Source organism: Pseudoalteromonas sp. SMS1, assembly GCF_021530565.1.
Classification (GTDB): Bacteria; Pseudomonadota; Gammaproteobacteria; order Enterobacterales; family Alteromonadaceae; genus Pseudoalteromonas.
In genome coordinates this window covers 1-3,063 of record NZ_JAKGBI010000064.1, presented here as the reverse complement: position 1 = coordinate 3,063, position 3,063 = coordinate 1, and the positions used below count along the sequence as shown (strand labels likewise).

Sequence of the window (3,063 nt, the reverse complement as noted above, 5' to 3'; positions counted from 1 at the left end):
GCAGCCGTAGCTTCGGTGGTATGTTTAGCCCCGTTACATCTTCCGCGCAGGCCGACTCGACTAGTGAGCTATTACGCTTTCTTTAAAGGATGGCTGCTTCTAAGCCAACCTCCTAGCTGTTTTAGCCTTCCCACATCGTTTCCCACTTAACATACACTTTGGGACCTTAGCTGACGGTCTGGGTTGTTTCCCTCTCCACGATGGACGTTAGCACCCACCGTGTGTCTCCCGGATAGTACTTTACGGTATTCGGAGTTTGCAAAGGGTTGGTAAGTCGGGATGACCCCCTAGCCTTAACAGTGCTCTACCCCCGTAAGTATTCGTCCGAGGCTCTACCTAAATAGATTTCGGGGAGAACCAGCTATCTCCCGGTTTGATTAGCCTTTCACTCCTAGCCACAGGTCATCCCCTAACTTTTCAACGTTAGTGGGTTCGGTCCTCCAGTCAGTGTTACCTGACCTTCAACCTGCCCATGGCTAGATCACCGGGTTTCGGGTCTATACCCTGCAACTTAAGCGCCCAGTTAAGACTCGCTTTCGCTACGGCTCCCCTAAATGGTTAACCTTGCTACAGAATATAAGTCGCTGACCCATTATACAAAAGGTACGCAGTCACCCTCGAAGGGCTCCTACTGCTTGTACGTACACGGTTTCAGGTTCTATTTCACTCCCCTCACAGGGGTTCTTTTCGCCTTTCCCTCACGGTACTGGTTCACTATCGGTCAGTTGGGAGTATTTAGCCTTGGAGGATGGTCCCCCCATATTCAGTCAAAGTTTCACGTGCTCCGACCTACTCGATTTCACTTCAGATAAATTTTCGTGTACGGGACTGTCACCCTGTGTCGTCCAACTTTCCAGAAGGTTCCACTAATTACACTGAAGCTTAAGGGCTAATCCGATTTCGCTCGCCGCTACTTTCGGAATCTCGGTTGATTTCTTTTCCTCGGGGTACTTAGATGTTTCAGTTCTCCCGGTTTGCCTCTTACAGCTATGTATTCACTGCAAGATACCGCTAAGCGGTGGGTTTCCCCATTCGGAAATCTAAGTCTCAAGTGCCTCTTACTGGCTTGACTTAGCTTATCGCAAGTTAGTACGTCCTTCATCGCCTCCAACTGCCAAATTGAATGATTAATCGGCATTTTCTTTCGAAAACTCTGAATAACAATTGCTTGTTATTCGAGAATTTAATTATCAGCTTTCCAAATTTTTAAAGAGCAAGAGAATAACTTCTCAGAGTTAAAAACTCTCAGTTTATTTGATTTTAAACTAAGTAAGAGTGCTTATCTTTAGGAAGTGGTAGTAAAGTGGTGGAGCTAAGCAGGATCGAACTGCTGACCTCCTGCGTGCAAGGCAGGCGCTCTCCCAGCTGAGCTATAGCCCCACATTACTAGGAATACATTGCTTGAAATCCACATGCTTTGATTTTAGACAAAGTATGTATTTGCGACCCTTAGTTCGCTAAGCGAGTAAATACATAACAATCATCTGTGTGGACACTTCGAACAAATGTGTTCTAAATCGTTAAGGAGGTGATCCAGCCCCAGGTTCCCCTAGGGCTACCTTGTTACGACTTCACCCCAGTCATGAATCACTCCGTGGTAAGCGCTCTCCCGAAGGTTAAGCTACCTACTTCTGGAGCAACCCACTCCCATGGTGTGACGGGCGGTGTGTACAAGGCCCGGGAACGTATTCACCGCGGCATTCTGATCCGCGATTACTAGCGATTCCGACTTCATGGAGTCGAGTTGCAGACTCCAATCCGGACTACGACAGACTTTAAGTGATTCGCTTACTTTCGCAAGTTCGCAGCACTCTGTATCTGCCATTGTAGCACGTGTGTAGCCCTACACGTAAGGGCCATGATGACTTGACGTCGTCCCCACCTTCCTCCGGTTTATCACCGGCAGTCTCCTTAGAGTTCCCGACCGAATCGCTGGCAACTAAGGATAGGGGTTGCGCTCGTTGCGGGACTTAACCCAACATCTCACAACACGAGCTGACGACAGCCATGCAGCACCTGTATCAGAGTTCCCGAAGGCACCAAACCATCTCTGGTAAGTTCTCTGTATGTCAAGTGTAGGTAAGGTTCTTCGCGTTGCATCGAATTAAACCACATGCTCCACCGCTTGTGCGGGCCCCCGTCAATTCATTTGAGTTTTAACCTTGCGGCCGTACTCCCCAGGCGGTCTACTTAATGCGTTAGCTTTGGAAAAGTTGTCCGAAGACCCCAGCTCCTAGTAGACATCGTTTACGGCGTGGACTACCAGGGTATCTAATCCTGTTTGCTCCCCACGCTTTCGTACATGAGCGTCAGTGTTGACCCAGGTGGCTGCCTTCGCCATCGGTATTCCTTCAGATCTCTACGCATTTCACCGCTACACCTGAAATTCTACCACCCTCTATCACACTCTAGTTTGCCAGTTCGAAATGCAGTTCCCAGGTTGAGCCCGGGGCTTTCACATCTCGCTTAACAAACCGCCTGCGTACGCTTTACGCCCAGTAATTCCGATTAACGCTCGCACCCTCCGTATTACCGCGGCTGCTGGCACGGAGTTAGCCGGTGCTTCTTCTGTAAGTAACGTCACAGCTAGCAGGTATTAACTACTAACCTTTCCTCCTTACTGAAAGTGCTTTACAACCCTAAGGCCTTCTTCACACACGCGGCATGGCTGCATCAGGCTTGCGCCCATTGTGCAATATTCCCCACTGCTGCCTCCCGTAGGAGTCTGGACCGTGTCTCAGTTCCAGTGTGGCTGATCATCCTCTCAAACCAGCTAGGGATCGTTGCCTTGGTAAGCCATTACCTTACCAACTAGCTAATCCCACTTGGGCCGATCATAAGGCGAGAGCCGAAGCCCCCTTTGGTCCGTAGACATTATGCGGTATTAGCCATCGTTTCCAATGGTTGTCCCCCACCTTACGGCACGTTCCCAAGCATTACTCACCCGTCCGCCGCTCGACGCCGAATAGCAAGCTATTCTCGTTTCCGCTCGACTTGCATGTGTTAGGCCTGCCGCCAGCGTTCAATCTGAGCCATGATCAAACTCTTCAATTAAAAGTTTTT

1 tRNA gene and 2 rRNA genes are annotated in these 3,063 nt (G+C 49.5%); all 3 read right to left on the bottom strand.

Annotated elements, in window-relative coordinates:
- Positions 1-1,152, bottom strand: a 23S ribosomal RNA gene (locus L1286_RS23990); the annotation flags it as partial.
- A 152-nt stretch (positions 1,153-1,304) separates the two neighbouring features.
- Positions 1,305-1,380, bottom strand: a tRNA-Ala gene (locus L1286_RS23985).
- A gap of 141 nt (positions 1,381-1,521) precedes the next feature.
- A 16S ribosomal RNA gene (locus L1286_RS23980) occupies positions 1,522-3,054 on the bottom strand.
- Positions 3,055-3,063 lie beyond the last annotated feature (9 nt).